Genomic DNA, 3,688 nt, shown 5'->3' with positions numbered 1-3,688 from the left:
AAAATCTGAATCTAAGAAAAGAGATTAGCTACAGTCTGTAAACGATAACTAGGAGGAGCCGTGTGCATTAATAGTGCAAGCACGGTTCTGTGAGGGGGAGGAGTACAATCTACCGGAAGGTAGAAAGGCTCCCTTCTACTCGACTAGTTTAAGTGAAGACTTTCACAAAGTTATAGTAATAATTTTGAGGAAGGGAACAATTTGGATGACCTTCAGGAGGGCTGGCTACACAATCGAGGATAACCATTAGCGGGTTTTAAGGAGTGTTTCGAGGATTTTAAGGGAAATGTTTCTATGGGAAGTTGGTAAATAACTTGGTACAAACGAAGCTTTATCATTAGCAAGGTTATTTAATATATAGTTTCTATTAGTGTATAGATTATTTCTATAATTCATCACGTAGCATAAAAATTATAATGTAGTAAAGTATTCAAAAAATTATATGTTAAATTTTATTAATAAAGTGGTGAAGAAAATGCAAAAAGTAGTTGGGATTATTGGTGTAATGAGACCATTAGCAACTGTAGATTTAATGAATAAAATTATTTTTAATACACCAGCAAAGAAGGACCAGGTCATATTCATATTATCGTGAACAATTATTCACAAATACCTGACCGAACAACAGCTATTTTGGGAAAAGGTACAGATCCTGCCCCATATATAATACAATCAGCAGAAAGACTAGAAAATGCTGGTGCGGATTTTCTTGTAATTGCTTGCAATACTGCTCACTTTTACTTTAAATCAATAGAAAATTCCGTTAGTATCCCAATTTTACACATGCCGTTAGAAACAGCTCGCTTTTTACATAAAAAAAATGTTAGAAGAGTAGGTTTGTTAGCTACTGATGGAACAATAAATACAAAACTGTATCAAGATAGTTTTCAAGCCTAAGATATTAATGTCATTGAACCTCATACACAAATGCAGAAAGAAGTGATGGAAGGAATATATGCTATTAAAGGGAATGATTTAGAGAAAGGGAGTTTATACCTTTCAACAGTGGGTAATAAAAGCTTTTTCATCGAAAAGTAAACAAAATTTCTTTAACTGAAAAGGGAGAATATTTCTTTCCACATGCACAAAAAATTCTTCAATCTTATCAGGAAGCAAAGTACGGAATACAACAAGTAACTGTACCTTATGAGCTAGTCCTTGGGAGTGCTTTGTCAATTTCTAACAACGTTCTCCCTGATATTTTGCCGGCCTTTAAATCAAAGTTTAATGACGTTAGAATAAAAATTATAACGGGACATTCTAAAGACATTTTACACAAGGTCATTAACAAAGAGGTCGACTTTGGTATTATTCGAACAGAAACTCACCCTCAGGTTGAATCAATCGTCTTTACAATGATCCTATTAGTCTTTTTGTCCCTTCAAATCATTCTTTTTTAAAAGAAGAAACAGTAACAGTAGAAGATGTAAGTAAACAGCCTCTAATCTTTTTTGATTATGGATCTATCGATTGGCTTATAATTCATCGCCTCTTTCTAAGTAATGGTGTAAATCCGAATATATATGTAGAAGTTGATCATATGGAAACGGCTAAAAATTTAGTATTGCAAGGTCTAGGCATTAGCTTTTTACCTGAGCATTGTGTAAAAAAAGAACTAGAAAATGAAGAGTTATTTCGAGTAGTAATGACTCCTCCAGTAAAAACGAATATTAGTATTGACTTCATTTATTTAAAAGGTAAACCTAAATCTGTTTTTATGGATTTTTTAAAAAATAAAATGTTTGAAAAACAAAAAACCGAATGATGTGTCAATCGGTTTTTTGTTTTTTTTGTTTTAAATATAAATTTATCCAATGTAGAGAAATCTGGTTTTCTAATAATATTCCAGTAGGAATTCAGGAGTACTGTTCTTTGTAATGTTATCTTTGCTCCAGGACCTTTTTATCTCCCTTATTCAAATGTTCCCTTCACTAATAGAACTTTGTTTTCTACCATAAGTTTTCCTTTTGCAATGACACTGTGAATGTCAAGCGTTTCTTTTTCCAGCAATACGAGATCAGCATCCTTTCCAGTTTGAATGCTGCCCTTGCTTGGAAGCTTTAACGCTTGTGCGGGATTTGTGGTGATAACCTCCAATGCTGTTTCCAGCGGGATGCCTTCCTCTAAAACCGCATCACGTACTTCGTGATATAACGACGATACTTTCCCGACTTGAAGGCCTACATACGCCCCATCCCTGTCAAAGAAGGGAAGACTGGCCTGCCCGTCTGACGAGAAGGTGATGTGCCCAACTGGAATCCCTTCTTCAAGCATCCTACGCAATGCCTTGCTGCTCTTCACTTCGCCCTCCTCTAAAAACTGAGGAATGGTACTTGTAGTAAAGTCAACATATCCCCCTCGCTTTGCGTAATCCATTCCCGCCTTGAATAATTCTTCATTTCGGTTGATATGTGTCGGATGGAGCTGCCGAATCGGAATATTGGTTTTATCTGCAATTTCATGCAGCAATGAAAGCTTTTCATCTCCGTCCCCTACATGCACTTCCAATATGCCAGCTTTTCCTGACAGAATACCGCCATTGCGTGCCGCAACAGCGACTTTAGCCAGTTCCTCAAATGTGGGTTCTGATGATCTATGGTCAGAAATTGCAATCTCTCCAACACCGATAATTTTGTCGATTAAAATAATATCGTCTTCGATTTTTTCCGTCAGTGTTTTTACTGGTACTTGATAGGAGCCTGTATGAATAAAGCAGGTAACACCCTCTTCTTCAAGCGCCCGTGCCTTGGCAAGCAAACTCTCCATTTTTCGCGTTGTTCCGTCCGTACCAAGTAAGCCAACTAGTGTTGTAATACCTGCAGTTGTAATATCAGTGAGCATAAGCTCGGGAGTGCGGGTTTTGAATCCGCCTTAGCCGCCTCCACCAATAATATGAACATGTGAATCGATAAATCCCGGAACAACCAAGTGGTTTGCCGCATCAATGATTTGAATAGGAGCAAAGTTGTCAGGAATCGCAATTCTGTCATCGATAAATGCGATTTTATCGTCTGCAATCAATAGGTCTTTCCGTCCTAGGTAATGGGGTGCGTATACTTCTCCATTTTTGATTAAAGTAAGCATTTCTTTTCTCCTCCTGTTCATGTATTCTTGTCCCCTATTAGAATGGACCATATCCGATAAAGTAAGCTGTGATGACAGCTATTAATCCGATGAGATATTGAATAAGTACCAGCGGCAGAATCCACCTTGCCCACTTTGTCCAAGAGATACCGGCAATGGCCAAACTTGCCATTAAGGTAGTGGCAGTAGGAAAAATCATATTTCCGATTCCGTCTGCAAAAGAAAAAGACAACACTGCCGTTTGGCGTGTAATATGCAATAGGTCCGCGAGCGGCGCCATAATCGGCATTGTCAGCATTGCATGACCGCTTCCAGACGCTAGAACAAAATGGATAAGCGTCTGGAAGCTATACATACCGGCTACACTTAAATAGCCAGGAAAATGCTTGATGGACTCAGATACTAGATGCAGGAGAGGGTCGATGATATGTCCTTCATTTAATACAACAAGAATTGCACGTGAAACGCCGATGATCAAGGCTCCACCGATTAAGGAAGCAGAACCTTTTGTAAAGGAGTTAACAATACGATCTGCAGACATGTTTCCGATGATTCCAACTACGATTGTCAATATAATGAATAAGGCTGCAATTTCTGTAATGTA

Annotated in this window: 3 protein-coding genes and 2 pseudogenes; 3 read left to right on the top strand and 2 right to left on the bottom strand. The window is 37.9% G+C overall.

Features of this window, described 5'->3' with window-relative positions; genetic code table 11:
- Window positions 1–591: 591 nt before the first annotated feature.
- From E2K98_RS32520 to E2K98_RS32510, 3 genes are all read left to right on the top strand, one after another.
- Window positions 592–897, top strand: coding sequence for an aspartate/glutamate racemase family protein (locus E2K98_RS32520; protein ID WP_372512686.1), 306 nt, complete (start codon window positions 592–594; stop codon window positions 895–897).
- Between the two features lie 272 nt (window positions 898–1,169).
- Window positions 1,170–1,400, top strand: coding sequence for a LysR substrate-binding domain-containing protein (locus E2K98_RS32515; RefSeq protein WP_407921242.1), 231 nt, complete (start codon window positions 1,170–1,172; stop codon window positions 1,398–1,400).
- Complete coding sequence (locus E2K98_RS32510) at window positions 1,340–1,765, top strand: LysR family transcriptional regulator substrate-binding protein (protein WP_407921243.1); 426 nt, start codon at window positions 1,340–1,342, stop codon at window positions 1,763–1,765. The genes E2K98_RS32515 and E2K98_RS32510 overlap by 61 nt, the downstream gene beginning before the upstream one ends.
- Before the next feature lie 146 nt (window positions 1,766–1,911).
- On the opposite strand, the pseudogene iadA reads toward E2K98_RS32510, so the two are convergent.
- Window positions 1,912–3,084: pseudogene (gene iadA / locus E2K98_RS30245) on the bottom strand (beta-aspartyl-peptidase).
- Window positions 3,085–3,121: 37 nt separating this feature from the next.
- Window positions 3,122–3,688: pseudogene (locus E2K98_RS30240) on the bottom strand (YfcC family protein); the annotation flags it as partial.

The sequence above is a fragment of the Bacillus salipaludis genome (genome assembly GCF_004358205.1).
This window is presented reverse-complemented; position numbering and strand designations above follow the sequence as displayed.